The organism is Sciscionella marina DSM 45152 (genome assembly GCF_000379465.1).
In the GTDB taxonomy this organism is placed as follows: Bacteria; Actinomycetota; Actinomycetes; order Mycobacteriales; family Pseudonocardiaceae; genus Sciscionella; species Sciscionella marina.
The window spans coordinates 43790-69746 of record NZ_KB905414.1 but is presented as its reverse complement, the minus strand read 5'-3'; the positions used below and the strand labels follow the sequence as shown (position 1 = coordinate 69746).

Sequence of the window (25957 nt, the reverse complement as noted above, 5' to 3'; positions counted from 1 at the left end):
GTCAGAGACGCGCATTCCTCGTTTGTTGGGAGTGAGTGGCTATGAGTGCTGTGATTGTCACGATCATCAGCCTGCTCGGTGCGCTGATCGTCCTCGGCCTGTGCGCGCTCGGGGCGAGCCTGCGGGTGGTGAAGCAGTACGAGCGCGGACTGGTGTTCCGGTTCGGCCGCACCCTGCCGCGGGTGCGCGGTCCCGGCCTGGCCGTGCTGGTCCCCGGCGTGGACCGGCTGCACAAAGTGAACATGCAGGTGGTGACCATGCCGGTGCCCGCGCAGGACGGCATCACGCGGGACAACGTGACCGTCCGGGTGGACGCGGTCATCTATTTCCAGGTCACCGATCCCTGGCAGGCCATCGTCAACGTGGAGGACTACCGCTCGGCGATCTGCCAGGTCGCCCAGACCTCGCTGCGTTCCATCATCGGCAAGAGCGAGCTCGATGATCTGCTGTCCAACCGGGAACACCTCAACCAGGGCCTCGAGATGATGATCGACAGCCCGGCCCTCGGCTGGGGCATTCACATCGACCGGGTGGAGATCAAGGACGTCTCCCTGCCCGAGACCATGAAACGGTCCATGTCCCGGCAGGCCGAGGCGGAACGGGAGCGCCGGTCCCGGGTCATCTCCGCCGAGGGCGAACTGCAGGCTTCGACGAAACTGGCCCAGGCCGCCGAAGCCATGGCCTCGACCCCGTCCGCCTTGCAGCTGCGCCTGCTGGAGACCGTCGTGGAAGTCGCCGCGGAGAAGAATTCCACGCTGGTGCTGCCGTTCCCGGTCGAACTGCTCCGGTTTCTCGAACAGTCGACCGGTTCAGCGGCCGCGCAGGAATCCGCTCCCGCGCAGGACTCGGAGGCGGCCGTGCGCGGCGAGGATGCCGAGGACGACGAGGACGGCGCCGAGCGGTTGGTTCCAGTTCAGCGGCTCGTCGAGGAGGAGCACGCCGAGCAGCACGCCGACCACGGGTGACAGATAGGTGACCGCGGCGGCGTTCGCGGCGCCCCATGCGGCGACGATGTTGTTGTTCCACACATAGGCGAAGCCGGTGCCGAACGCGCCGAGGGCGAGCATGCTCAGCACCACGACCGGATCGAGTCCGGTGACCGGGGTGCTCGGCAGCCACGGGGTGACCAGCAGCATCAGCACCGCGCCGGTCAGCACCTGGCCGAAGGCGAGCGAGGCGGCATTCATCCCGCGCCCGGCGACACCGCGCCCGGCAAGGAACCGTCGCAGATAGGCGAACGCGAGGCCGTAACAGGTGGTCGCGCCGAGACAGGCCAGTTCGGCGAGCAGGTCACCGCCTTCGAAGGCGTGCCACGGCCCGATGATGGTGAGCACGCCCGCGAACCCGAGACCGAGCCCGATTCCCCGGTCCCTGGTGATCCGTTCACCCCGGACGAACGCCGCGGCGAAGGTGAGCGCGAGCAGCGGGGTGGTGGCGTTGAGAATGCTGGCCAGTCCGGAGGAGATCCGCTGCTCGGCCACGGAGAACAACAGGAAGGGCAGCACGCACAACAGCGCGGCCACCACCGTCAGATGCGCCCACACCCGTGGCTCGCGGGGCACCGGCCTGCGGGTGACCAGCAGCAGCGTGCCGAGCGCGAGCGCGCCGAACACCAGCCTGGCCAGCACCACCTGGGCCGGGCTCAGCGCGCGCAGGCCGATCTTGATGAACAGGAAGCTCGTTCCCCAGGCCAGCGCGAGCAGGACGAACTGGCCGAGGATGTTCCGGGTCCGCATCGGCCTCCTCCGCTGCGCGGGCACTGGCTCCGACCAGCGAACGACACCGCGGCCGCGTGGTCTGGCGTGTTCCGGACGTGGAATCTTCTCCGCGCGAGGGATGCCCGATTCGGCGAAAGCCTGCTACGCTACCTACTCGTCAGTAGGTAGCTCGAAGAGGAGATGCTCATGGCACGGTCAGTCGCTGTCCCGAACCGGAAGACCGTCGAGCCCGCCGAGGACTACGGATTCTTCGGGCCGGATTCGGTGACCTGGCGGGTATGGAGCTACCCGACCTCGCTGACGGTGGGGTTCCAGCGTGCGGTGGTCGTCGAGGAACTCGATCCGGCGCTGGTCGCCTCGGTGGACGAGACACACGCGATCTGGGACCGGCCGCGCACCCGCTACGACCGCACCCTGCGCTACTTCGCCCTGGTCGCCTTCGGGGACAGCCGGGCCACATCCAAAGCCGCCGATGTATTGGTCAAGGTGCACTCCAAGGCGGTCGGGATCGAACCGCTCTCCGGTGGGCAATACGACGCCAATGATCCCCGTTCGCAGCTGTGGATCCACCTCACCGCGTGGCACTCGATCCTCTACGCTTACGAGCGCTATGGTCCCGGCAAGCTCTCCGAGCAGGACGAGCTGCGCTACTGGCAGGAGTGCGCCGTCGCCGCCGAACTGCAGACCTGCGCGGGGGAACACATTCCCCGCAATCGTGCGGAGGTTCGCCAGTACTTCGAGGAGATGCGCCCGCAACTGGTCGGTTCCCAGGTCGCCAAGGACACCATGAATCACCTGTTGCAGGCCGATGTCATGCTGCCGACATTGCCCGCCGTCTTCCGCCCGGCCACCAAGGCCATGGCCTTCGCGCTGCGCAAGGCCACCGTGGCCACCATGCCGCGATGGATGCGCGAACTCGGCGGGATCCGGCAGAGCCGTGCCATGGACGCGCTGGTGCGGCCGCTGGCCAGGATCACCTTCGCCCTCACCCACCTCAACCGCGAGGCCGAACTCCGATTGCTCGGCGTGCTCTCCCCGAGCACCGTCTCGGTCGTCGCGCCCGTGCTGCTCGGTGTGCCGCCCCGCAACCCGGAGGTCCTCACCCCGGCCCAGGCGCGGGAACGTTACGGCTACACCGAACCCGCGACGGCGCACCTCGAACTGCGCGCCCGCCAGGCGGAACGGGCGCTGGCCGGAAAGCGGCGCAGTGAGGAGGGAATTCGCGAATCGGAGTCCATTCTCGGCTCCACTGCCTAGGCTCTGTGCCGTGCGAAGACCGAGGGGCGCCCCGCGGTGCGGGGCGCCCCTCGGTCGCGCGCTCAGATCGAGTAGTCGACGTTGACCAACGGCGAGTTCGGCCTTGCCTGGGCACGGACCTCGAGGTTCGATGCGCTGTTCGCCGGCCATTTGACCGAGCCGGAACCGGACTGCCCGCAGCCGACCGACTGCCACTTGTCCGGGTGCTTGGCCTTGCCCATCCTGGCTTGCACGCACGCGTACTGGTTGGTGCTCTCCTGGACCTTCCAGGAGACCTTGAGCTTGCCCTTCCAGCCGCTCGCCGGGCTGGTGTACGAGCACTGCTTGGAGACCGGTCCCCACTTGAGCAGGGCGCCGGATGCCGAACCCGAGCAGACACTCTTGGCGCTCGCGCCCGCCGCGGAGGCCGGGGCGGCGCCGAGACCCAGCGACAGCGCCGACACCACCAGGGAGGTTCCCACGGCGGCGGCGATCCGGCCACGCTTGGTCGACTTCACTTCGCTCATCTGCACCCTCATGCTTTCCGTTGAATGACACCGGCCAACTGACGGTGAAATTCTTACCAACAGGAGGTGCTTTGCGAAAGGTCTTGACACACGTTCGGGCTAATGGCGCTCTTCTCCGGGCAGCATCACTAGGTTCTCGCCAGTAGGAACGCCTCGCCGCTCGTCGGGCGCAGGCCGTCCGTCCGGTTCGCGAAGGAGCGCTCGGTCGGCTCGGCCGAGGGCACGTGGTGCGCCGTGGCGAATCCGGCCGCGCGGGCCAGGGCGAGCATTTCGGTCGGGCGGAAGAAACTGCGGAACGGGGTCCCGGAGGCGCGCGCGGATTTCGCCACCTGCTCGATGAGCGCCCGTTCGGATGGCGCGGCGAGTTCGATGGGCGGCAGGAACCTCGACGCCGGCAGGGAACCCGGGGCGAGGCTCGCGATCTCGCGCAGCGTGGCCCCGATCGCGTCCTCGGTGAGGTAGATGACGACCCCAGTCGCGGTGACGCCCGAGGGACGCTCCGGAGCGAACCCCGCCGCCAGTCGTTCCCGCCAGGATTCCCCGGCTTCGAAATCGACCGGAACGAATTCCGGGAGCTGACGGCCCGATTCGGTGCGCCGCCGCCGTTTCCGGTCCTGGGTTTCCGGCTGGTCGATCTCGAAGACCCCGCAGCCGCGCGGTGAGATCCGCTGGGCGAAGGTGTCCGGCCCGGCGCCCTGGAGACCAGGCCCGCCCGGAAACCGCTCGTGGTGACCGGATCCATGTCCGCGCGGTCGCGCCGGCCCGGCTCATGACATCCCCTGCCCTTGGCCGAACCGCGAATCTTGGGCTCATCGTACGGTGTGGCAGGAGGCTCCGGTTGTCCTCAGGATTCGAGGCGGGACCACTGGGCGGTCGGCCGGCCACCGGTGCGTTCGAACCCGCCTGCGCCGAACGGTTGCGGCCATCCGTCAGGGGAGTCCTCCCAGTCCTCCTGGCGGCCGTGCACGGTCAGGTCCTGCAGCCCGTAGCTCGGCGCCATCACCTCGACACCGCGCCCGCTCGTCGCATAGGTCTCGAACACCCGCCCGCCGGTGCGCAGATAACTCGCCAGCAGGAACGGCCCGCGCCCGGCGAGCAGTTCCTCCGCGCTGTCGAGCACCGAATACCACGGCATGTCCAGGCCGAGAAAATCGCGATAGCGCACGCTTTCCACGTAAGGGCCCTGGCAGAAGGTGGCATAGGTGACGTCGCTGGCGTGCAGATAGGACAGTTCGCGGATCTGGCTGTTGTAGAAAGTACAGCCCTCGCACTGTTCGGCGGCCGGTTTTCCGGTGTGCCACATGTGGAAATAGGCGATCAGCCGGGTGCGTCCCTCGAACACGTCCAGCGGGCGTACCGGACCGTCCGGGCCGGTGAGCGGCAGCTCCGGGTTCACCTCCACCATGGGCAGCCGCCGCCGGGCCGCCGCGATCGCATCGCCCTCGCGGGTGTGCGCCTTCTCCCGGTCCAGCAGGGCATTCCGCTCGGCCCGCCAGGTGGCCCGATCGACCACCGGGGGCAGTGCGTCATTCGTCATGGTTCTCTCCTCGGTTCAGGTGTTCGCGCAGTGCGTCCAAACGGCCGTCCCAGTCGCGGGCCATCGCCGCGAGGAACTGCTGTGCCACCCGCATCGGGGCCGAACACAGCCGATAACGCACCCGGCGCCGTTCCCCGGGCTCGGCGGTGACCAATCCGGCCTCGGTCAGCAGGTTCAGGTGTTTGGCGATCGCCTGCCTGGTGATCGGCAGCCGCTCGGCGAGATCCGTCGCCGTGGCCGGGCCGTGCGCGGCGAGCGCGGTCAGGATGGCGCGCCTGCTCGGATCGGCGAGGGCGATGAAGACCTGCTCGGCGATCGCCTCGGTGTCATGCGGCATTCAGATAGTCGACCAGTTCGCCGAGTTCGCGGGTCCACCCCTCGGTGTGTGATTCGTAGGCTTCCTGACCCGGCAGCCGGGCGAACCCCGTCTCGATCATGGTCAGCCGGGTTCCGGAGTTCGCCGGTTCGAGGGTGAACTCGACATAGGTGTGCACCGGGTCCTCGCCGTCGGAGGCCGGCCAGGAGAACGCGAACACCCGCGGTTCTTCCACCCGTTCCACCACCATGTCCACCGCATGGCCATGGGTCCAGGTCATCCGCGCGAGGCCACCGGGGCGCAGCTCGATCCGCGCCGACTCGTCCCCGAACCAGGTGCCGAGCCCTTCGGCCGTGGTGAGCGCCCGCCACACCACCTCTGGCGGATGCGCCAGCTCGAGGGTCCGTTCGATGCGATCGGGAAAGCCCATGACCACCTCCATTGTATAGCAACTGAATGGTTGCTACCATATGGCAACCAGCCAGTTGCGTCAAGGATGACCTGCAAGTTGCCTCACTCCTTCGGGGCACCGGGGAAACCCTGGTGGGACAAGGGTTTCCCGGCTCGGGCGGTGCGGTAGGGTGCTGCTGCCGTGATGGCCGATGATGGAAGGGCTGTGAAACCAGTGGGTGGCATCGACGACGAGTGGGCCGAGTTGGACGTGGATCTCGACCGGCCGAACGCGGCGCGGGTCTACGACTACTACCTCGGGGGCGCGTACAACTTCGCGGTGGACCGCGAGTTCGCGCAACAGGCCGAGCAGCTGCTGCCCGATGTGAAGTACGTGGCCACGCTGAACCGCCGGTTCCTGCGGCGCGTGGTCCGGGAGCTGTCCGCCCTCGGTGTGCACCAGTACCTCGATCTCGGTTCCGGGATCCCCACGGTGGGCAATGTGCACGAGATCGCCCAGGAAACCGATCCGGAGGCGCGCGTCGTCTACGTGGACAACGAGGCCGTCGCGGTCATGCACAGTAAACGGATCCTTGCGGACAACCCGAACGCGGACATCGTGGCCGGCGATTTCCGGAAACCCGCCGCGGTTCTCGAGGACCCGGTCACCACGCGACTGCTGAACTTCGACGAACCGATCGCCCTGATCATGTGCACCATCCTGCATTTCATCTCGGACGAGGACGATCCGCGCGCCATCCTCGGCCGCTACCGGGATGCGCTCTGCCCGGGCAGCTACATGGCGATCTCGCACGGAACCACCGACAACCGGCCGGATCTACAGGCATTCGGGGACTCCTACCGCAAGACCGCGAACCCCGTCACACTGCGCAGCAAGACGGCGATCGAGCCGTTCTTCGACGGCTTCGAGCTCATCGAACCGGGCCTGGTGTTCACCCCGCAATGGCGGCCGGACGAAACCGAGACCGACACCGAGCCGGAGAAGTCCGGGGTCTACGCGGGCGTCGGTCGCAAGCCCTGAGCTGGTCAGGCTGTCCTGCCGAGGAAGGACAGCCTGCATGCCCGCTCATCGACCCCGGCCGGGTGCCCGATATCCCAGCTGTGCGCAAGGAATTCCAGCGTGACGACGCCGGGGAAATCCCGCAGCCGCGCTTCCGGGTGCGCCGCGACGAAGGCCGGTGGTGCGGGATTTTCCAGCGAGGCCACGGTGAGCGAGAACGCGGCACGTGCGCTTTGCCCGGTGTCGCGGGGATCCGCACCGGCCGGCTCGCCCGGCCGCCAGGTGCCGCACGAGTTCCAGACCCCGGATCGTGCTGCCGACCACATCCGGCACGCTCCACCCCGCGCACTCCGAGGAAACATCCCAGTGCCGCGGTGGCACCGCGGCCAGGACGGTTTCGAAGCAGTCCTGCGCGCGGATTCAGCGTCGCGCGCGATACGACCGGATCGCGTAGCAGAGCCCGCTCGTCGCGAACAGGACGCCGACCAGGATGAGCCAGCGCACGAGGTAGGGCTCCTGCGTCTGCCCGGTGGCGGCGCGATAGGTCGGCGCGCCCTGGCCGATGATGCCGGGAAAGAACAGCACGAAGGTCAGCGCGGTACCGAGCACGGGGACCCGGACGTAGTTCAGCGGGGATACCGGTGCGAGGTTCGCGAGTCGGTCCGCCGCCCGGTCGGCGAGCGCGTAGATCGGAAACAGGATCAGGTCGTGCCCGATCACCGCGCCAAGGAACCAGGCGAGCATGATCAGGGCGAGCGGGTCGCCGAGCACGAAGGAGGCGGCGTACCCGGCCAGTGCGAGGCTGGCGAGCAGGATGAGCAGGTGCGCGCCGTTGATCGCGTTCGCCCGCATGTCACGGTTTCCGGAATTCGATCGAGCGGACCCATTTGGTGCAGTGCACCCCGGGCAGTGCGGGCACGATGATCCGCGCGGGGAAGCCGTGATCGGGGCTGAGCACGGCACCGTTGACCCGTAGCGCGAGCAGGGATTCGGGGTCGAGCACCTGGTTCGCCTGCAGCGTCACGCGGTTGAATCCGGACCGTTCCAGGGAACTGACGACTGCCGATGCCGGTTCCGGTATCCCGGCGAGCGCGGCGAGATCGCGCAGCCGCACGCCACTCCAGGTCTGGGTGGTCGACCAGCCTTCGACGCAGGCGATCGGGAGTTCGGCGGTGTGCTGTGGCATGGCCTGGAGCACGGTCCGGTCGAACCGCAGCGGCGCGCCGCCACCGGAAAGGGTCAGCCGCCACGCCGAGCCGGTCGCCGCGGGCGTGATAGCGGCGGCGCTCGCCGTACGGTTCACCTGGAAGTCGTTCGGCCCATCGCCGTAGCTTCGCCCGCGTGGCAACAGAATTGCCGCCGAGCGGCTGGCCCCGCCGAGGGTTTGGCCCGCGCTCAGCACGCCGAGCAGCGCCGAACCGCCGAACACCAGCCCGAGCGCGCCGCGCCTGCTCATCGTCGGCCTTCGCGGACCCCGCGCCACGAGCCCGTCCGGATCCCGTGGTTCCGGTTCGGTATTCGCGCGAGAGGTGCGCAGCTCCGTGCGCAACGAACGGGATCGCAGTGCTCGCACCATTTTCGGCAGCTTGAGCGCGACGTGTGCGAGGAAACCACCGATGAACACCCAGGCGCCGTAGTAGTGCGCGGTGTAGAAACTGAAACCGAAGAGGTAGTCGTACTGGATGTTGAGCACGCCGGTGGCGATCTCGAACAGGATCCCGCCGACGAGCAGCAGCAGCGTCAGCCGTTCGAGCACCTGCACGAGCGAGCGCGCGGGCGGCCAATGGAACAGTCTCGGGATCACCGACCACAGTTTCGCGAGCACCACCGGGATCACGATCAGGCCGAGCACCACATGCAGGCCCTGGGTCAGCCGGAACAGCCAGGACGGCCGGGTCGGCCAATCGAAGAACGGCAGATGCAGCCAGCCGACATCCCCGGGGATCGCCTGCCCGAACCGCGGCCCGTAGGCGAGGTAGTCCAGCAGACCGGTGATGATCACCAGCGGCAGCGTGGCCAGCAGGACCGCGCCGAAAACGGAGGTCAGCCACGGTCCGCGCAATGGGCTGCGCCACGCGGGCCCGCGCCCGGATGGCCGCCACCGCTGCGTTCTCGCCGACATCGTTCCCCGCATCACCGGAATCGCCTGGACACCGAGAACTGTAGGTATTCCACGGCGCAGGGGCAGTGTTCACGGGCACACGGTAAGAAAACCGCAAGATGTGCTCATGCTGTTCCGCGTGTGGTGGTGGGAAACCGCCGATGCGGTACTGGCACAAGGACATTCGCCCGGCTGCGGCGGGCCGGTTCCGCAGGGGGGCGCCTCAGCAGGGCGGCCCGTCCAGCTCGTGCGCCTCCCGGTCCTCCGGAACACCGGTGATGTGGTCCTCCATGAGCCGCTGGGCCGTAACACCGTCCCCGTTCTCCAGCGCCCCGATCAGTTTCCCGTGCTCGGCTACGCACCGGGCGGCCACATCCGCGAACTGCCACACGGAGGCGGTGTGCGGAACCGGATAGCTGTCCCAGAGCCCGGCCAGATGCCGGGAAAGCAGCGCGGGCCCGCCGATGTGCGCGATGGTGGCGTGAAAGCGCCTGCTGCCCTCGGCCAGTGCCGTGGTGTCGTGGGCCTGCTGAGCGGACTGCATCTCCGCGTGGATGGCCCGGAGTTCGGCGAGGTCGTCCTCGGTGATGTGGTTCGCGGCGAGGTTGGCGGCGAGTCCTTCGATGGCGGCGCGCAGCTGGTAGAGCTCGGTGAGGGCTGCCGGGCTGAGTTCGGTGACGGTGGCGCCGTAATGCGCCTGATAGGTGACGAGTCCGGTGCTTTCCAAGCGGCGCAGTGCCTCGCGGACCGGGGTGATGGAGACCCCCAGGCGCCCGGCGATCTCGTCCTGCAGCACGGGGGTTCCCGGTTGCAGGGTGCCGTCGAGGATCTCCTTGTGCAGCACGGTGTGCACGTAATCGGCCCGGCTGGTGGGCGGGCGGCTACCGGCCGCGGTGGCCACCGGGCCGTTGGGTTCCCCTGGTACTGACGCTTTCCTGCGTGCCACGTCCTGGATTCACCCTGTCCCTGTTCGAGCGCTGCTTGGTGCCGTCACGATAACGGCGTCTCACTCCATCAAACTCTCGACTCCATCAAACGCTCGAGGGCCTTGACATGCAAGCAGTAAGTTATAAGTTATATGTATGCCGCTCAGCAGCCTACGGGTGATCGATGCCGCAACCCTGTTCGCCGGTCCACTGGCCGCCACGATGCTGGCCGACTTCGGCGCCGATGTGATCAAGATCGAGCACCCGCGCCTCGGTGATCCGGTGCGCGGCCACGGTTGCCTCGCGGACAACGCGGGCCTGGAATGGAAGCAGTTGTCCCGTGGTAAACGCGGCACGGCGATCGATCTCGCGCATCCGGAAGGGCAGGAGATCGCCCTCGGTCTGCTGGCCGGGGCCGATGTGCTGATCGAGAACTTCCGGCCGGGAACCCTGGAGCGCTGGGGACTGGCGCCGGAACGGTTGTGGGAGCTCAACCCGGGGCTCGTGGTCGCCAGGGTCACCGGGTTCGGCCAGATCGGACCGCGGTGTGGTGAACCCGGATTCGGCACTCTCGCCGAGGCGATGAGCGGGTTCGCCGCTACCACCGGGCAACCGGACGGGCCACCGACCCTGCCACCGCTCGCCCTCGCGGACGGGGTCGCCGGGCTGGCGACCAGCTTCGCGATCATGGTGGCGCTCGCCGCCCGGGACCGCACCGGGCGCGGTCAGGTCGTCGATCTGGCCATCATCGAGCCGATGCTGACCATGCTCGGCGCGCAGATGGCGGCCTATCGGGCGTTCGGTGTGGTGCCGCGGCGCTTGGGGAACCGCTCCGCGAGCAACGCGCCACGCAACATCTACCGCACCGCGGACGGGCGCTGGCTCGCCGTTTCCACCAGCGCGCAGTCGGTCGCCGAACGGGTACTGCGCCTGGTCGGCAGGGCCGATCTGGTCGAGTGCGACTGGTTCGCCTCCGGCAGTGGGCGTGCCCGGCACGCGGAACAACTGGACGAGGCGGTCGGCAGCTGGATCGCGGCACGCTCCGCGGTCGATGTGCAGGCGGCGTTCGCCAAGGCCGAGGCCGCGATCAGCCCCATCTACGAAGTTCCGGACATCGCGGCCGACCCGCAGTACCAGGCGCTCGGCACCTTCGTGGAGCTCCCGGACGCCGAGCTCGGTTCGGTGACGCTGCAGAACGTGCTGTTCCGGTTGTCCGAGACACCGGGCGAGGTTCGCTGGGCGGGGCAGTCGCTCGGCGCCCACACCACCGAGGTGCTCAGCGAACTGGGCTACGACGGGGACCGGATCGCGCAGCTGCGCGCGGCCGGGGTGATCGCATGACCGGGTACGGGTTCCCGCTGACCCTGCTCTACGTCCCGGCAACCCGGCCCGATCAGCTGCGCAAAGCCCTGCGCTCGGGCGCCGATGTGGTCATCCTCGACCTGGAGGACGCGATCGCGCCGAGTACGAAGGAAACGGCGCGCCGGATGGTGCTCGACTCGCTGGCCGAACTGGCCGAGCACCCACCGGATCCGGTGATCCAGGTGCGGATCAACCCGATCCGGACCGATCTCGGGCAGCGGGATCTGCTCGCCCTCGCCGAGCATCCCGCGGTCGAAGGGGTGCGGTTGCCCAAGGTCGAAGGTCCCGACGAGGTGGCCCTTGCCGGGGAATTCCTCTGCAGCGACACCGCGCCGGACATTCACTGCCTCATCGAATCGGCCGCCGGACTGGAACGGACCGCCGAGATCGCGGCCACCAGGGGAGTGGCCGGTATCGCACTCGGCGAGGCCGATCTGCTGGCCGAACTACGGTCGACCGAGGAACGGGCACTTTCCTGGGCGCGCGGCCGGATGGTGATCGCGGCGGCCGCGGCCGGTCTGCCGCCACCGGCGATGTCGGCGTTCACCGATCTGGACGACGATGCCGGGCTCGCGGAGTCCTGCCGCTGCGGGCGGGCGTTCGGGTTCTGGGGAAGGGCCGCGATCCATCCCCGGCAGCTGCCCGTCATCCGCGCCGCCTTCGCGCCGAGCGCGGCCGAGATCGAGCGGGCGGAGGAAATCCTCGCCGCGATGCGGGATGCCGAAGCGCACGGTGTCGGCGCGGTTCGGCTGCCGGACGGCCGGTTCGTCGATCGCGCCGTTGCGCTCGCCGCCTACCGCTGCGTCCAGGAGGACGCCGAACCGGGCGAGAACGAAGCCGAGGAGGACCGATGATCACCGACGACCTCGGCCTGTTCGGCACGCTCGCCACCGCGCGGATCGTCGATCTGGCTCAGCCGCTGGAAACCGGGATGCCGTGTTCGCCGAGCCATCCCGGTTTCCGGATGGCGCTCCTGCACCGCCACGGTGACGATGTCGACTCGTCCGGCGGATCCGGCGCCAGCGAACTGATCATGACCGGCGGGCACGTCGGCACCCACATCGACGCGCTCTGCCACGTGTCTCTGGACAACCGGCTGCACGGCGGCTGGGAGGCCACCGCGGCCAGCCCCGGCGGCCGCTTCGCGGTGCACGGCATCGAGACCGTCGCCCCGTTTCTCTGCCGGGGTGTGCTCGCCGACATTCCGGCGCTGCACGGGATCGGGCGCCTCGAATCCGGATACGGCATCACCGCCGGGGACCTGCGCGCCGCGCTGAGCGGGACACGGGCGCGGCCGGGCGAGGTCGTGCTGGTGCGCACCGGATGGCCACAGCTCTACGGTGATCCCAGTGCCTATCTCGGCCGCGGCACCGGGGTTCCGGGGCTTACCGGGGAGGCTGCGGAGTATCTCGCCGAGCTCGGTGTCCGTGCGGTGGGCAGCGATACGATCGCCACCGACCGGATTCCGCCCGGCGGTGTGCGCCCCGTGCTCGCCGCGCACTTCACGCTCCTCGTCGAGCACGGTGTCCACCTTCTCGAGGTGCTCGACCTGGAAGAGCTCGCCGCCGCGGAGCCGATCGAGTTCCTCTTCGTGGCGATCCCGCTGAAGATCACCGGAGCCACCGGATCACCCGTCCGCCCGCTCGCGGTGCTGCCGCCGAGGTGCGAGGACAAGGAGTATCAGTGACGAAACGACAGAACCCCGCCGAGGACCGGTATCGGGTCGAGGTGCACCGTGATGTCCGCATCCCGACCGCTGATCCGGCCGTCACCCTGTCCGCCGATGTGTATCTGCCCGCCGGGGCCGAGCAGGTTCCGGTACTGGTCAGCCTCATTCCCTATCGGAAGGACATGTTCGGCGGGCGGGGATACGATCACCCCTTTCGCTGGTTCGCCGAACGCGGTTACGCGGGTGTGCTCGCGAATCTTCGCGGTGTCGGCGCGTCCGGCGGAACCCAGCGCCCCCGGCTGGACACCGGGGAGGGCGAGGACGGGATCGCGGTGCTCGAGTGGGCCACGGGCAGGCCGTGGTGCACCGGCGTGGCCGGGATGTGGGGGATCTCCTACGGCGGGGCGCTGACGATGCGCACCGCCTCCCGCCGTCCCCCCGCCTTGCGCGCGATCATTCCCCTGGCGTGCTCGCTGCATCCGGAGCGGTACCACGGGGAACGGGGTGATCTGGGACTGTTCGCCCGCTGGGGAGCGCAGATGCTCGCCGAACAGTTGCTTCCACCGGTACACCGGAACGGCGATCCCGCCGAGCAGCTCCGGTGGCAGCACCGGATCCGGGAGAAGGAGCCCCTGCTGCTGGACATGGCGCGGCATCGGCCCGGTGATCCCGGCTGGCGCGAGCGGGTGATCGATCCGCGCTCGGTCACCGCCGCGGCGCTGTGCGTCGGTGGCTGGCTGGACATCTACCCGGACGCGGTGACCCGGTTCTACGAACAGCTTTCCGGGCCCAAGAAACTGTTGGTCGGCCCGTGGGTGCACACCCTGCCGCAGGATTCCCCGTTCGTGGCGGTCGATTTCCTGCCCATCGCCCTGCGGTGGTGGGACTACTGGTTGCGTGGCATCGAGAACGGAATCATGGACGATCCGCCCGTCACGCTCTACGTGCTCGGTCACGAGCCGCAGTGGCGGAACTACGAATCCTGGCCACCGCCCACATCCAGACTCGCGCTCAGCATGGGCGGCGACCACACGCTTTCCGCGCCACGGCAGGACGCGTCCCCGAGCGCGGAGGCGATCGCCGAGTACCGCTCCGATCCCACCACCGGAGCGCTGTCCGGGCTCGGCGGGGAGACCGGTGGCATCGGCCTGCCCGGGGATCAGCACGAGGACGACTGCCGGGCGGTCATGGCCACCGCCGCGCCGTTGACCGAGGACCTGTTGATCTGCGGTCGCCCCGAGGTCACCGTCCGGCTCCTGCCGCACGCGAACACCTCGCCGCGGCTGGTCGTGCGGCTCACCGAGGTGGACCCGCGCGGCCGCTCCCTGCTGATCGGCAATGGGCACGAGAGTGTCCACAGTGGAGCCGAGGTGCCCGGAGGCCGGGAAATACGCTGCCTCCTGCGGCCGACGACCTACCGGGTCCGCCGGGGGCACCGGTTGCGCATCGTGCTCAGTGATTCCGATTTTCCCCGGCTCACCCCGCTTCCCGAATCGGGCCTGTTGCGCCTCGCCGCGGTCGACCTCGCGATCCCGGTTCCGGCGGACGAGGAGGGGGAACCGACCGAGCTGGACCTGATCGACCAGGATCCCCGTACCGCGGACGGTGGCGAGGATCGGTGGAGCATCACCCGGGACGAGGTCGACGACGGGATCGAGGTCGTGATCGGCGGCCGTGGCCGCGGCAGGTCCACCGACGGCAGGCACGAACTGGAGCAGTCGGCCGAGGCCCGGGCGAGCGTGCGGCGCAGCGCGCCCGATGCCACGGTGACGACCGGGGAACACATCCTGACCGCGCACCTGGACACCGGGGAACGGGTCACGGTCACCGCGTACGTGCGGTGCACCCAGACCGAGCTCGTGGCCCGTGGTGAGATCGCGGTGAACGAACTCGTGACCTATTCGAACGTCTGGGAATCCCCGTTGCAGCGTCCCGTGCGGGCTTCTCCCGGTGATCAGGACTGATCCAGCGGCACCGCCACGTTCCCTGCCCGCGCCGTGCCGTCGGCCCGCGTTCCGGTGCCGGGTCTGCCCGTCTCGGAATGCCGCTGCAGCAATCGGTGGGCGCGCACCACCACCGGCTTCCCGATGAACTGCCCATCCAGGGCCGTCGCGGATCCGTTCCCGGTCGCCGCGATCACCTTCCGCGCCCACTCCACTTCCTGGGCCGAAGGGGCGAACGCGGCCCGCACGACCGGGATCTGCCGGGGATGGATACAGGACTTTCCGGAGAATCCCAGTTTCGCGGCGTGCGCGGCCTCGGTGGCCAGGGTGGGCATATCGCTGATCGCGGTACTGGCGCCGTCGAGCGGTGGGGCCAGCCCGCTCGCCGCAGAGGCCAGCACCACCTGGCAGCGCGCATGGCCGAGCGCGAGCCGGTTCCGGTGATCGAAGCCGAGTTGCCCGGCAAGGTCCGCGCTGCCGAATATCGCCCGGATCACGCCGCGCGCCGAGCAGACATCCCAGGCGGCGAGGATGCCCGCCGCGGTCTCCAGGATGGGCACGATCCCGGCCACGGCGGGCAGTCGGTGCCGCAGCTGGATCGCCCGGGATCCCGATTCGGCCTTCGGGAGGATGACGATCCGGGAATAACCGGCCAGCATCGCGATGTCCTCCTCGTGCCACGGGGAACCGAGGCCGTTGATGCGCACGGCACCGCAGCCTTCTTCGGCGAGCCAATCCGCCACATTGCGCCGGGCCACGGCCTTCGCGTCCGGCCCTACCGCGTCCTCCAGGTCCAGCACGATCGCGTCGGCCCCGCTGTCCCGTGCCTTCGCGAACTGATCCCGCCGGTGCCCTGGCACGTACAGCAGGGTCCGTGCTCCGGAAAAAGTACTCACCGTGTCGTCCATGTCGATTTCTCCCGTGGTTTCCGATGACTGGTATTGGTTGCCGCGTTCGACAGGTGCATCGCGGGAAGCGCGATCACCACGGCGAGGGCCGCGGCGATCCAGAAGGTGTCGGTGAACGCGGTGGGTGCGGCGGACCGGTCGAGCTGGGCGGCGAGGATCGTCGCGATCGAGGCGGAACCGATCAGGCCACCGGTCTGCTGAATGCTGGTGAGCGCGCTCGCTGCCCTGGCGACGTGCTCGGCGCGCAGCGAGACATAGGCCGCGGCGCTGGCCGGGGTGATCACGCAGCCGATACCGATACCGCGGACCACGAGCGCGACACCGAGCCACACCGCCGGAGTGTGCGCGGTGAACTGGGTGTAGGCAGCGGTGCCGAGGAACAGCAATGCGAGCCCCGGAAGGACCACGACGCGCGGCCCGAACCGGTCCGTGAGGCGGCCGGCGAGCGCAGTGGCCACGGCGACGCCGATGCCTTGCGGCGCGAGGAGAACCCCGGCCTCGAGCGCCCCGGTCCCCCGAACCGCCTGGTTGTACAGCGGCAGCAACAGCTGCCCGCTCATCACGACCGCCCCGGCCAGGCACAGAAACAGTGCCGCCGCGGCGAAATTCCGGTTCCCGAACAGCCGCACATCGATCAGCGAACCCGGCCCGCGCCGCAGGCTGTGCCGGACGAACCAGGCGAGGAGAAGGCAGCCGAGCACGATCGGCAGATAGGTCATCGGTTCGCCGAAACCGCGCCCGGCCCCGGCCCGGGAGACCCCGAAAACCAGTCCGGCGAGCCCGACGGAGGTGGCGATGAGCCCCGGCACGTCGAACGGCGTGTTCCGCGGTGACCGGCCATCGGGCAACAGTCTGGCGGTGGCCAGCGCGATGATCCCGAGCGGAACGTTGACGTAGAAGATCCAGCGCCAGTTCAGGTCCTGCACCAGTGCGCCGCCGATGACCGGTCCGAGCACCGGTCCGAGCACGGTGACAATGCCGAGCAGCCCCAGCACCCGGCCCAGCCGTTCCGGCCCCGCCGCTTTCGCCAGAATCGTCTGGGACAGCGGGACGATCAGCCCACCGCCGATTCCCTGGAGTGCGCGGAAGGTGATCAGCGAGGACATCGACCACGCTATTCCGGACAGCGCCGAGCCGAACAGGAAAACCGAGATCGCGAACATCCACAGGCGTTGCGCACCGAATCGGTCGACCGCCCAGCCGGCCACCGGAATAACCGTGGCCAGCGCCAGCAGGTAGGCGGTGATCGTCCACTGCGCGACCGGGATCGGCGCGTGCATCTCCCGGCTGATCGTGTCGAAGGCGACGTTCACCGTCGTGGTGTTCAGCAATGTCATCCCGTTGCCCAGCATGACGATCCCGGCCAGCAGCCAGATCCGGGCGCTCAGCCGGTCACCGTCGCAGGAACGCCTGGTGAGGTGGAAATTCGTCCAGGTCATGAGCTAACCCCGGGACCGGGTTGCCGCTCCGCAGCTGGTGCGGAGCAAGTCCGATAGCGATTCGGTGAGCTGCGCGACATCCTCGGTGGAGAACCGGTTCGAGGGGAACAGGTATCGGATACTCAGTTCGCCGCGGAAGGTGAACACGCTGTAGATGGGGAACGCGTCGAAGATCAGGTCCACGGCGCTGAAGAAGCCGAGGAATCTCGGCTCGGTGAACCGCTCGAGCCGAGCGTGCACGTGGCCGTTGTTGCTGATCTGGGCGATGGCGAACCGGGAATCGAGCTGGGAATCCGGAAAGGGTGAGAGCGCCATCGGCAGCTCGGCGGCGGAAAGGAGTTCCCGGCCCGTGATCGCGGAATCCAATTGTTCCTTCAGTTCGCGCCCCGTGGCATAGGGATCCTGATCGGGCCGGACCGCGAGCTCGGCCTTGTGGATCTCGACAAGGGCCGTCGTCTCGGTGGCCGTGGCTTTCGGGGTCACCCGGGAACGGAGATTCACCGGTGACAGGCAGATCATCGGTACGGGTGCCGCTACTCGGCTGCCGTGGTCGCATTGGGTGCCGAGCACCGCCCCGGCGATCAGCGCGTGCACCGTCGTCCCGTGGTCGCGGGCCGCGGCGATCAGCGCGCCGGTATCTCGCTCGTCGAATCGGATGTATCCCTGGTGTGGCGGGACCCGATGCCAATCTTGCTGTTGTGCCAAGGGAGACCGGTCCGGAAGGTTGCGCCATCGTTCGGCGAGCAGGTCCTCCGGTGAGCGCGGCAGCGAGGCGCCGGGCCGGATCGAGGTGCCGATTCCGCGGAGGGTTGTCGCGTAGATCTCCCATAGCTCATCGAAAATCGCCCGCAGGCTGCAGCCGTCCACGATCGCATGATCGATGCGCAATGCCACGAATCCGCCGCCGTTTTCCCGGACATGAATCAGCCTTGCCATGGCGTGGGCCGGATTCCACGGGCCGAACGCGTGCCGGAGCAGCACCTCGTAGTCGCCCCTGGCCCGAATATCCTCGGGTCGATGACCGGGTTCGACGTACAGCAGCGAGCCGTGCCTCCCGGTTTCCACCCGGCCGCGAAGAACCGAATGACGAAGACAGAGCAGCTCGAATGCCTGCCGCAAAAACCGGTGATCCACCGCGCCCCGGTATTCGGCGACATGTGCCGGCGCCGCGCCGAGGTGCTGGACTTCGGTCGGGTCGAGATACCGTCGCAAACCCATTGCCGTCCGCCTTTCGGAGATCCACGGCATCGAGCGTAGAAACCGGGGAAAGCGCGAGGGGATCGGTCGACGACTGCTTTGGGTCGTTTACCGCCAGGCGGAATGCGCGTATCGACGGTGGTTTGTGCCATCCCATGGAAACCACGGAGGCATCACCGGGCGGAGTGCATTCCGGAACGGGCCGTGGCGAACCGATCCACTAGGCTCGCCGGGTGAGCACCACACTGCTTCAGCTGAGCGATCCGCACATCAGCGAGGACCCCGGCACCGTCGCCCGGCTCCGGCGGGTGCTCGAGATTCCGTCGAGCAGGCGACCGGACGCGATCATCGTGACCGGGGACGTCGCCGACAACGGCCGCGCCGGGGAATACCGCGCGTTCGGTGAGGCGATGGCGGGCGGGCAGCCGTGGATCGCGATTCCCGGCAACCACGATCACCCGGACACCTTGCGGGAGGTGCTCGGTCAGCAGCGGTGCCCGGCCCTGGATGTCGGCCCGGTGCGGGTGATCGGCCTGGATGTCACGGTGCCCGGCGCGGATCACGGTTTGCTGGACGAGGAAACGGTCCGCTCGGCCGAAGCCGCGGCAGCCGGGGCAGGACACGTGGTGCTCGCGCTGCATCAGCCGCCGGTCCCGATCGGGCACGCCTACGTCGACGCGATCATGCTCCGCAATCCCGAGGCGCTCACCGCGCTGGTGCAGCGGATCCCGGGAGTGCGCGCGATCCTGAGCGGACACGTGCACACTCCGCTCGCCGCCTCGCTTTCCGGGGTTCCGGTGCGCGGGGCGCCCGGAATCGTCTCCGCGCTCACCCTGGCTCCGGATCCGCCGGAGATGCGCGGCGACTGCCCGCCGGGAATGGCGCTGCACCACATCACCGAGGACGGCGATGTGACGACGACCTTCCATCCGGGCTTCTGAGGTGCCGCTCGCCGCTGCGCCGCCGCCTTCGCGATCGCGATGATCCCGATCGTGGTCACTCCCGGCGCGAGCTTCACCCTGGTGACCACCCAGGCCCTTGCCGGGAACACACGCGGGTGCGCACCGTCGTCCTCGGGACCGGGCTCGGCATCCTCACCCATGCCTGCCTCGCCGCGCCGCGGCGGGAAGTACGCCGACGCCGATCCGGATCCGGGATGTCGCGGCGAGTGGTGCGCCCGCCTGAGCGATCCCGCCGCGGAAACCGAGATCCTCGAGCACCCACGGTTCGTCGAACCCAGTGCCTCGGCGCGGCGGCCGTATTCGAGTATCCGCTCGGAATCCAGGTCCCGGGGCAGCATGACCCCGGTCCCGGTGTCCTCATGTACCGCTTCCTTCTCCCGGGCCTCGATCCGTGCCGGACCCCACGACGACGCGGGCGGCCGCATCGAGTCCGGAACACTGTGCGGCCTGTTCGCGGAATTCCCGCGCCCGAGCCCGGTAACGCGGCTGCCACAGGACTTCCCCGACCGCGTGCCCGATCGCGCGGGCCGAAATGGTGCGCCTGGGTATCCCGATACCGATTCCGCTCCAGCGTATCCGCGCGGCGACCTCGGCCTTGTCCTGGGAACGCCCGACCGCGACAACGGGAACACCGTGCCGGATCGCGAATCCGACCCCGCCGTAGCCTCCGTTCGTCACGAAGGCCGAGAGGGCGGGGAAGACCTCGTCGTAGGGCAGGGCATCGGCGAGGCGGGCGTTCGCGGGCAGGGCGAGCCCGCTTTCGCTTTCCCTGCCACCGAGCGAGACCAGCACGTTCACCGCCTCGGTGCCGAGCGCGGTGAGGGTGGGCCGGACCATCCGATCCAGATCGGGTTCCGCGGACCCCTGGGTCACCAGCACGGTGGGCAGCCGGGAATCCAGCTCGGCCCACCAGTCCGGGAGTGGATGCGTCCCGGTGTCACTGACCGCGAGCGGACCGACATAGTGCACGCGCGGGCGGGTATGCGGGCGCGGGTACTCGAAACCGGGTACGGTGAGCTGCACGATATCGTCGGTCAGGGTCAGCCAGTCGAGGAAGAACAGCGGCAGCTCGGCACCCGCCCCGCGCACCACCCCCGGGCAATTCCTTGCAGGGAACGGAAAATACCCGCGCGCACGGCGAGCCCCAGCCCCCGGTTGCGCAGCCGTCCGAGTGCCCCGTTTGCCGGGGGCAGGCCCAGCCCGGTGGGGGCGAGATCCGTATCGGGAAGGTTGAGCGGATTGCTGCCCCAGGCCACGATCCGCGGCCGGTTCCGCCGCGGTACCGAGGGCTGCAGCGCCAAGGGGATCGCCCCGAAGAACATCGTCTCGACCACGACCGTGTCCACCGGTTCCGCGTCGAGCAGCTCCTCGATTCGCGCCGCCTGCGCGGGGATCGGGCGCAGGAACACGTGCTCGAGATCGAACTTGCCCTGCGCGAGCTCGCCGAGTTCCCGCCGCTGCGGGAAGGTTCCGTCGATATCGTTCTCGTCGAAGTCGATCTGCTCCGGCAACGGTTCCCACTGTGCTCCGGAATCGGTCACCGCATCCCGGTATCGGCTCCCGGTCAGGAAGCGAACCCGGTGCCCGAGCTCGACCAGACGGCCGGCCAGCGGCAGCAGCGGCATGACATGCCCACGAAAGGGCCCCGCGCAGATCAGTATGGCAGCCATCGTCCCCGTTCCGCTCATATTCGATACAGTCTGAGTGTAACGAAAAGGAGGGCCCGTGGCGAAGCAGAACCGCCAGTACCGTTCCCGGGTGCGTGCGGCGGCGGCCGCACGCACCCGGCAGGCCGTGGTGGACGCCGCGGCCGAACTGTTCACCGAGCAGGGCTACGCGCCGACCACGATGCGCGCCATCGCCGAACGGGCCGGAACCAGTGTGGAGACCGTGCACGGGCACGGACCCAAACCCGCCCTGTTGCGCGCCGCCTTCGAATCCCGGTTCGCGCCCGTTCCGGAGACCGACCTCGGTGAGGGCGGGAGACTCGAACCCGCGCGCGTCGAACGGGCACTGCGCCCGATCGTGCGGCGGTTCGCCGACTCCGCGGGGGTGTATCGCGCCCTCATTGCCGCCGCCGACACCGATCCGCAGGTGCGTGCCCTGGTGACCGAACTCCGCACCGTTCAGCGCAGCCAGATCAGCGACCGCCTGCGCCCACTGCTCGGCGCCCGCGCCCGCAGGCAGACGGCGGATGCGCTGGCGCTGCTGGTGTCCCACACCGCGTTCGAACACTTCGTCACACACTGCGGCTGGTCCCCGGCCCGGTACCGGAACTGGGCGGCGCGTGCGATCTGCGCCGAGCTGAGCTGAGGCCGGCTCAGTGGATCGGGCGGAGAACCTCATGGGCGAAGGCCAACAGGACCAGGAGCGGGGCAGTTCCGGCGGCTACCGCACCTTCCATCCTGCCGGGGCCGCCAACGGCCCTGGGTGCAGTTGTGGCCCGGTTACCGGCATCTCAGCGCCTACCCGTGATCCGCTGCCGACTGCTCGCCCGGATCGCGGAAGGACGCGTACAGTGCCGAGCGGCCGTCGAACAGTCCGGCGAACCGGTAGTAGATATTGGTGGCGAACAGCAGCGCGACCGAGGTCACCGTGTACAGGGGAGTGCTGAGCGCCGGGACCGTGTCGACGGGGAGGGTGTAGGCCATGAGGACACGCAGCACCGCGTCGCCCAGCAGCCCGATGCCCCACAGCAGGGTGGCGACCCGCCAGATCCGGCGGAAGCCCGGCAGCTGTATCCACAGCTGGTCCCAGTCGCCGGGGACACCACGGCGGGTCAGTCGCCCTTCCAGGAACGGGCGGCTGTACAGGAAGGCCAGCGGCCTGCGCCCGAAGCCGACCGAGATGAGGAACCACAGGCCGGTGAACCCGGTCAGCCAGCCCTCACGGGCGAGCATGAAACGCGGGCTCCCGGCGATCAGTGACACGACCGCGCTGAGCACCATCACCGTGACCACGTACACGGCCAGGCCGTCGATGTGGCGGGTGCGGATCAGCCGCAGGATGGCGATCGCCGCCGGGACGGCGGCTGAGATCAGCAGGCTCGCGTAGATCCCCATCCCGGCTCCGCGCAGTACGTAGTAGAGGACGACCGGCAGGATGAGGTCGGTGACCAGATCGATCAGCGTGCGCCGCCCCGACTGCTGCGGGGGTGCTGCGGTGGTCCGTGTGGTGGTCATGCGGTGCTCCCGGTGGCGAGCTGGTCGATCGGACTGTGCTGCCTCGTTCAGCGGTTCTCGGCGTACCAGGCCCGCATCCGGGGGTGCATGGCGGCCGCGAAGATACCGATCTCGGACAGGGCGAGCAGGCCGTGGGCGATCTGCAGCCAGCGCGGACCGCTGTCGAACAGGGTCACCGCCAGCAGCAGCACGGCGGCGATGAGGGCGACCCGGCGGCACCTGGCGTACACCGTGAGGCTGCCGCGGCCGAGCCGACGCAGCGCCAGCGGCCAGCTCGCCGCGAGCAGGGCACCGAACGCGACCCGGCCCCACACCTGGGCGAGGATGCCGCCGTGCGGTGCCGAGGGATCGGCCGTCTGTGCGCTGGCCACCAGGGCATCGGCCTGGACGAGCGTGGTCACGAAGACGATGACCACGATCAGCATGGTCAGGCCCACGGGCACCATCAGCAGCTTCCAGGCGGGCGGCGGCGGGACTTTGGCCGGGGAGCGGGTCTTCGTCCTTGTCATGACCATCAAGTTAGGCGCCGCGCTGGGATTTTCGCCTCGGTCGGCGGTCGGCGATGTTCTCGACCCGGGTCGAGAACGACGTCGACTTTCGTCTATGCCACCCGGTCTGGATCGGCGACTATTCTGGAGCCATGCATGACGTCCCTCGCCCTTTCCCCGGCTGAACCGAGACCAGCGGATATGGCCATGATCGTGCGGATCATCGCCGCGATGGCGGTACTGATGTCCGCGACCGTATGGGGGCGGTACGAGGCGGGCGCCGCGATGCCGCTGCTGGCCATCGACGTCGCGGTCGGGGTGGTGTGCTGCGCGCTCGTGCCCGTGCTGCTGCGCAAGCCGGTGCTCGGTGCGGTCGGGATGGCCGTGCTCGCCGCCGTGTCCTGGGCGGCGACGCCCGCGGCGACCCTGGGCACCGTGTACGTGGCCCGGCAGCGCCGGTTCCCGGCCGCCGTCGTGGTCGGGATCATCGGGGTCGCCGCGCACGTCCTGCGTGGCCTGTGGCAGCCGATCGACGGGCTGCCGATCGGCTGGTGGATCCTGCTCGTGGTGCTCGGCGAGGCCGCGCTCGTGGCCGGTGGCGCGCTCACCCAGGCACGGCACGCGCTGATCAGTTCGCTGCGTGAGCGGGCCCAGCGCGCCGAAGACGAGCAGGGCCGCCGCGTCGCCGAGGCGCGCACCGCCGAGCGCAGGCGGATCGCCGGGGAGATGCACGATGTGCTCGCCCACCGGCTCTCCCTCGTGGCGACCTATGCGGGTGCCCTCGAATACCGCCCGGACTCCGCGCCCGAACGGCTCTCCAAGGCCGCCGCGGTCATCCGCACCGGCGTGCACGACGCCCTCGGCGAACTCCGGGACGTCATCGCCGTGCTGCGCGAGGACGAGAACTCCGGGAGCATCAGCGGCCCGCAACCCGGGCTGGCCGACGTGCCCGCACTGATCGAGGAATCGCGCCAGGCCGGGATGGTCGTGCACCTGCGGGACTCGGTCACCGAGCTCGAGGCGGCTCCCGCGACCGCGGGCCGGACCACGTACCGGATCGTGCGGGAGGCGCTGACCAATGCCCGCAAACACGCCGCCGACCAGCCGGTGCACGTCACGCTGAGTGGAGCGCCGCAGCTCGGTCTGACCATCGAGGTCAGCAACCCGCTCCCGGCCCCGGCCGCCCCGCTCGTCCCGGGCAGCGGCACCGGGCTGATCGGACTGACCGAGCGGGCCCGGCTCGCCGGCGGCAGCCTCGATCACTACACGGGCGACGGCGAATTCCGCCTGCGGTCCTGGCTACCATGGACCGGGTGACCATCAGGGTACTCATCGTCGACGACGACGCGCTGGTGCGCGCGGGACTGGTGATGATGCTCGATGGGGCGGGCGGCATCACCGTGGTGGGGGAGGCCGCGGACGGGGACGAGGCGATCACGGCCGTCCATGAGCACGCTCCCGATGTCGTGCTGATGGACCTGCGGATGCCGCGGATGAACGGCGTCGAGGCGACCGAGCGGCTGCGCTCCAGCCACAGGCCGCCCGAAATCCTCGTCCTGACCACGTTCGACACCGACGACAACGTGCTCGCCGCACTGCGCGCCGGGGCGGGTGGGTTCCTGGTCAAGGATTCCTCGCCCACCCAGATCGTCGAAGCGATCACCCAGGTCGCCACCGGCGAGGCCGTGCTCTCCCCGAAGATCACCCGCCAGCTGATGGACCGCGTCGTCGCCAAATCCGGAACCCAGGAGCGGGCACGGGAAGCGCTGCGCGCACTCTCCGCCCGGGAACGGGAAGTCGCCTTCGCCATCGCCGAGGGCGTCAGCAACGCCGAGATCGCCGCCACCCTCTACATGAGCGTGGCCACCGTCAAGGCGCACATCACCCAGATCCTGACAAAACTCGAAGTCGGCAACCGCACCCAGATCGCGCTTCTGGTGCACGACAGCGACCTCGCCTGAATCGTGTGCTGACGGCGTCCGTGGAGCTGGCCGCATTGCCGCCCGATCCCGTTTCATACTCGGGAATTCGGGCATGATGGGAGAATCGGCGTGCCACGGGTGGTGCCGGATGGTGGAGAGGAGTCGCGTGGTCGCCGCGATCGATCTGGAACCGCGACGGTAGCCGGGCCCGCGGAAACTCGCCGGTCAGGCCGCGCACCTCGATGTCCTCGGTGGTGGCGCTCGCCATGCTTTTCTGCACGAGCGCGGTCGTGGTGCAGGAGGCGATGACGGCGTCCTGCCAGGCCGGGTCCCGGGTGCTCCCGACCGCGATCATTCCCGGCGCCACCCGGCCGAGCCGCATCGAGGAGAACCCCGTGGCGACACCGGGCGCGAGTACCGGGCTTCCGGTGTCCGCGGACCGTGTAGGGCAGCTCATCGGGGGTTCCGGCGCTGCCCGGCTGGCTGCCCGACATCCCGGTCAGCGAGCCCCGTGCGGGCCCGCAGTCTCACCGATGCCGAGGACGGCTCCATCGCGGAACGGCTCGAAGCGTTCGACAACGACGCTACGATCGGGGGTCCCCGGTAGGTTCCGGCGGGTTTCCAGACACCGTACGAATCGAGGACTCATGCCCCGGATCGCCACCAGCGAGACCGTCGAACGACCGGAATTGCTGGAGTTCATCACCCCGCGGCACCGCGCCGTGCTCGTCGCCACCCGCGGGGACGGCACCCCGCAGTTGTCCCCGGTCACCTGCGGGGTCGACCCGCAGGGCCGGATCGTCATCTCGACCTACCCGCAGCGGGCGAAGGCGCACAACATCCGGCGGAACCCGCACGTTTCGCTGTGCGTGCTCTCCGCGGAATGGGACGGCCCGTACGTCCAGGTGGACGGGAACGCGGAGGTACTCGACATGCCCGAGGCACTGGACGGGCTGGTCGAGTACTTCCGCTGCATCTCCGGTGAACACCCCGACTGGGCGGAATACCGCGCGGCGATGGCCCGGCAGAACAAATCCCTGATCCGGGTCAGCATCGACCGCTGGGGCCCGATCGCCACCGGAGGTTTCCCGCCGGACCTCGCGGAGGGCTGAC

29 protein-coding genes and 2 pseudogenes are annotated in these 25957 nt (G+C 69.2%); 12 read left to right on the top strand and 19 right to left on the bottom strand.

Annotated elements, in window-relative coordinates; all coding sequences use genetic code 11:
* The first annotated feature begins 41 nt into the window (after positions 1 to 41).
* Positions 42 to 965, top strand: coding sequence for a slipin family protein (locus A37U_RS50375; RefSeq protein WP_083934015.1), 924 nt, complete (start codon positions 42 to 44; stop codon positions 963 to 965).
* Here A37U_RS50375 and A37U_RS0130135 read toward each other — a convergent pair.
* A pseudogene (locus A37U_RS0130135) lies at positions 927 to 1736 on the bottom strand (DMT family transporter); the annotation flags it as partial. The gene A37U_RS50375 and the pseudogene A37U_RS0130135 overlap by 39 nt on opposite strands.
* A gap of 168 nt (positions 1737 to 1904) precedes the next feature.
* Here A37U_RS0130135 and A37U_RS0130130 point away from each other — a divergent pair.
* Positions 1905 to 2975 (top strand): oxygenase MpaB family protein, encoded by a 1071-nt coding sequence (locus A37U_RS0130130; RefSeq protein ID WP_020500395.1) that lies wholly within the window; start codon positions 1905 to 1907, stop codon positions 2973 to 2975.
* A gap of 62 nt (positions 2976 to 3037) precedes the next feature.
* Here A37U_RS0130130 and A37U_RS0130125 read toward each other — a convergent pair whose 3' ends face one another.
* The 6 genes and pseudogenes from A37U_RS0130125 to A37U_RS0130100 form a co-directional block, all read right to left on the bottom strand.
* Positions 3038 to 3481 (bottom strand): hypothetical protein, encoded by a 444-nt coding sequence (locus A37U_RS0130125; protein ID WP_240437722.1) that lies wholly within the window; start codon positions 3479 to 3481, stop codon positions 3038 to 3040.
* Positions 3482 to 3609: 128 nt separating this feature from the next.
* On the bottom strand, positions 3610 to 3810 hold the full coding sequence (locus A37U_RS54035; protein WP_240437721.1) for a hypothetical protein: 201 nt from the start codon (positions 3808 to 3810) through the stop codon (positions 3610 to 3612).
* A 99-nt stretch (positions 3811 to 3909) separates the two neighbouring features.
* Positions 3910 to 4164, bottom strand: a pseudogene (locus A37U_RS55135) (class I SAM-dependent methyltransferase); the annotation flags it as partial.
* A 161-nt stretch (positions 4165 to 4325) separates the two neighbouring features.
* A complete protein-coding gene (locus tag A37U_RS0130110) occupies positions 4326 to 5018 on the bottom strand; it encodes a DUF899 family protein (RefSeq protein WP_020500391.1) in 693 nt (230 codons plus the stop codon).
* Positions 5008 to 5355 carry an ArsR/SmtB family transcription factor gene (locus tag A37U_RS0130105; protein ID WP_020500390.1) on the bottom strand — a complete coding sequence of 116 codons (348 nt, stop codon included), beginning with the start codon at positions 5353 to 5355 and terminating at the stop codon, positions 5008 to 5010. Before A37U_RS0130105 ends, A37U_RS0130110 begins: the two co-directional genes overlap by 11 nt.
* Positions 5345 to 5764 carry an SRPBCC domain-containing protein gene (locus A37U_RS0130100; protein WP_020500389.1) on the bottom strand — a complete coding sequence of 140 codons (420 nt, stop codon included), beginning with the start codon at positions 5762 to 5764 and terminating at the stop codon, positions 5345 to 5347. The genes A37U_RS0130105 and A37U_RS0130100 overlap by 11 nt, the downstream gene beginning before the upstream one ends.
* Before the next feature lie 186 nt (positions 5765 to 5950).
* Here A37U_RS0130100 and A37U_RS0130095 point away from each other — a divergent pair, with 186 nt between their 5' ends.
* Complete coding sequence (locus tag A37U_RS0130095; RefSeq protein ID WP_240437720.1) at positions 5951 to 6766, top strand: SAM-dependent methyltransferase; 816 nt, start codon at positions 5951 to 5953, stop codon at positions 6764 to 6766.
* A gap of 5 nt (positions 6767 to 6771) precedes the next feature.
* Here the strand turns inward: A37U_RS0130095 and A37U_RS0130090 are convergent, their stop codons facing one another.
* From A37U_RS0130090 to A37U_RS46110, 4 genes are all read right to left on the bottom strand, one after another.
* Entirely contained in the window at positions 6772 to 7071 is a 300-nt protein-coding gene (locus A37U_RS0130090; RefSeq protein WP_020500387.1) for a hypothetical protein, read from the bottom strand.
* 94 nt (positions 7072 to 7165) lie between these two features.
* Complete coding sequence (locus A37U_RS0130085; protein ID WP_020500386.1) at positions 7166 to 7597, bottom strand: hypothetical protein; 432 nt, start codon at positions 7595 to 7597, stop codon at positions 7166 to 7168.
* A 1-nt stretch (position 7598) separates the two neighbouring features.
* Positions 7599 to 8867 carry a molybdopterin-dependent oxidoreductase gene (locus A37U_RS0130080; protein ID WP_051111787.1) on the bottom strand — a complete coding sequence of 423 codons (1269 nt, stop codon included), beginning with the start codon at positions 8865 to 8867 and terminating at the stop codon, positions 7599 to 7601.
* A gap of 202 nt (positions 8868 to 9069) precedes the next feature.
* Positions 9070 to 9792, bottom strand: coding sequence for a GntR family transcriptional regulator (locus A37U_RS46110; RefSeq protein WP_205623060.1), 723 nt, complete (start codon positions 9790 to 9792; stop codon positions 9070 to 9072).
* 136 nt (positions 9793 to 9928) lie between these two features.
* Between A37U_RS46110 and A37U_RS0130070 the strand changes: the two genes are divergently transcribed.
* From A37U_RS0130070 to A37U_RS46105, 4 genes are read left to right on the top strand one after another with little or no spacing between them, the layout of a single operon-like run.
* A complete protein-coding gene (locus A37U_RS0130070) occupies positions 9929 to 11113 on the top strand; it encodes a CaiB/BaiF CoA transferase family protein (RefSeq protein WP_020500383.1) in 1185 nt (394 codons plus the stop codon).
* Entirely contained in the window at positions 11110 to 11988 is an 879-nt protein-coding gene (locus A37U_RS0130065; protein ID WP_020500382.1) for an HpcH/HpaI aldolase/citrate lyase family protein, read from the top strand. Before A37U_RS0130070 ends, A37U_RS0130065 begins: the two co-directional genes overlap by 4 nt.
* Entirely contained in the window at positions 11985 to 12821 is an 837-nt protein-coding gene (locus tag A37U_RS0130060) for a cyclase family protein (RefSeq protein WP_020500381.1), read from the top strand. The genes A37U_RS0130065 and A37U_RS0130060 overlap by 4 nt, the downstream gene beginning before the upstream one ends.
* Positions 12818 to 14767, top strand: coding sequence for a CocE/NonD family hydrolase (locus A37U_RS46105; RefSeq protein WP_020500380.1), 1950 nt, complete (start codon positions 12818 to 12820; stop codon positions 14765 to 14767). Before A37U_RS0130060 ends, A37U_RS46105 begins: the two co-directional genes overlap by 4 nt.
* Here the strand turns inward: A37U_RS46105 and A37U_RS0130050 are convergent.
* From A37U_RS0130050 to A37U_RS46100, 3 genes are read right to left on the bottom strand one after another with little or no spacing between them, the layout of a single operon-like run.
* Positions 14758 to 15654 (bottom strand): HpcH/HpaI aldolase/citrate lyase family protein, encoded by an 897-nt coding sequence (locus A37U_RS0130050; RefSeq protein ID WP_020500379.1) that lies wholly within the window; start codon positions 15652 to 15654, stop codon positions 14758 to 14760. The genes A37U_RS46105 and A37U_RS0130050 overlap by 10 nt on opposite strands.
* The gene (locus A37U_RS0130045) at positions 15639 to 17093 is read right to left on the bottom strand and encodes an MDR family MFS transporter (RefSeq protein WP_020500378.1); all 1455 of its coding nucleotides are present in this window, start codon (positions 17091 to 17093) and stop codon (positions 15639 to 15641) included. The genes A37U_RS0130050 and A37U_RS0130045 overlap by 16 nt, the downstream gene beginning before the upstream one ends.
* Positions 17094 to 17096: 3 nt before the next feature.
* Positions 17097 to 18311 (bottom strand): phthiocerol/phthiodiolone dimycocerosyl transferase family protein, encoded by a 1215-nt coding sequence (locus A37U_RS46100; RefSeq protein ID WP_020500377.1) that lies wholly within the window; start codon positions 18309 to 18311, stop codon positions 17097 to 17099.
* A gap of 212 nt (positions 18312 to 18523) precedes the next feature.
* Between A37U_RS46100 and A37U_RS46095 the strand changes: the two genes are divergently transcribed.
* Positions 18524 to 19231 (top strand): metallophosphoesterase, encoded by a 708-nt coding sequence (locus tag A37U_RS46095; protein ID WP_020500376.1) that lies wholly within the window; start codon positions 18524 to 18526, stop codon positions 19229 to 19231.
* Positions 19232 to 19384: 153 nt separating this feature from the next.
* Here A37U_RS46095 and A37U_RS54530 read toward each other — a convergent pair whose 3' ends face one another.
* From A37U_RS54530 to A37U_RS48715, 3 genes are all read right to left on the bottom strand, one after another.
* Positions 19385 to 19510: a hypothetical protein gene (locus tag A37U_RS54530; RefSeq protein WP_020500375.1), complete on the bottom strand. Its 126-nt coding sequence runs from the start codon at positions 19508 to 19510 to the stop codon at positions 19385 to 19387.
* A gap of 99 nt (positions 19511 to 19609) precedes the next feature.
* Positions 19610 to 20344 carry a glycosyltransferase gene (locus A37U_RS48720; protein WP_051111777.1) on the bottom strand — a complete coding sequence of 245 codons (735 nt, stop codon included), beginning with the start codon at positions 20342 to 20344 and terminating at the stop codon, positions 19610 to 19612.
* Positions 20293 to 20922, bottom strand: coding sequence for a glycosyltransferase family protein (locus tag A37U_RS48715; RefSeq protein WP_157183117.1), 630 nt, complete (start codon positions 20920 to 20922; stop codon positions 20293 to 20295). The genes A37U_RS48720 and A37U_RS48715 overlap by 52 nt, the downstream gene beginning before the upstream one ends.
* Positions 20923 to 20977: 55 nt before the next feature.
* On the opposite strand from A37U_RS48715, the gene A37U_RS0130020 reads away from it, so the two are divergent.
* Complete coding sequence (locus A37U_RS0130020; protein ID WP_020500374.1) at positions 20978 to 21565, top strand: TetR/AcrR family transcriptional regulator; 588 nt, start codon at positions 20978 to 20980, stop codon at positions 21563 to 21565.
* A 152-nt stretch (positions 21566 to 21717) separates the two neighbouring features.
* Here the strand turns inward: A37U_RS0130020 and A37U_RS46085 are convergent, their stop codons facing one another.
* The gene (locus A37U_RS46085) at positions 21718 to 22434 is read right to left on the bottom strand and encodes a VC0807 family protein (RefSeq protein ID WP_020500373.1); all 717 of its coding nucleotides are present in this window, start codon (positions 22432 to 22434) and stop codon (positions 21718 to 21720) included.
* Between the two features lie 47 nt (positions 22435 to 22481).
* Positions 22482 to 22943, bottom strand: coding sequence for a hypothetical protein (locus A37U_RS0130010; RefSeq protein ID WP_157183116.1), 462 nt, complete (start codon positions 22941 to 22943; stop codon positions 22482 to 22484).
* Between the two features lie 135 nt (positions 22944 to 23078).
* Here A37U_RS0130010 and A37U_RS0130005 point away from each other — a divergent pair, with 135 nt between their 5' ends.
* The 3 genes from A37U_RS0130005 to A37U_RS0129990 all read left to right on the top strand — a co-directional run bounded on the left by A37U_RS0130005 (position 23079) and on the right by A37U_RS0129990 (position 25956).
* Positions 23079 to 24239 (top strand): sensor histidine kinase, encoded by a 1161-nt coding sequence (locus tag A37U_RS0130005; protein ID WP_040589105.1) that lies wholly within the window; start codon positions 23079 to 23081, stop codon positions 24237 to 24239.
* Positions 24227 to 24883: a response regulator gene (locus A37U_RS0130000; RefSeq protein ID WP_020500370.1), complete on the top strand. Its 657-nt coding sequence runs from the start codon at positions 24227 to 24229 to the stop codon at positions 24881 to 24883. Before A37U_RS0130005 ends, A37U_RS0130000 begins: the two co-directional genes overlap by 13 nt.
* Before the next feature lie 608 nt (positions 24884 to 25491).
* The gene (locus A37U_RS0129990; protein ID WP_020500368.1) at positions 25492 to 25956 is read left to right on the top strand and encodes a PPOX class F420-dependent oxidoreductase; all 465 of its coding nucleotides are present in this window, start codon (positions 25492 to 25494) and stop codon (positions 25954 to 25956) included.
* Position 25957: the final 1 nt, after the last annotated feature.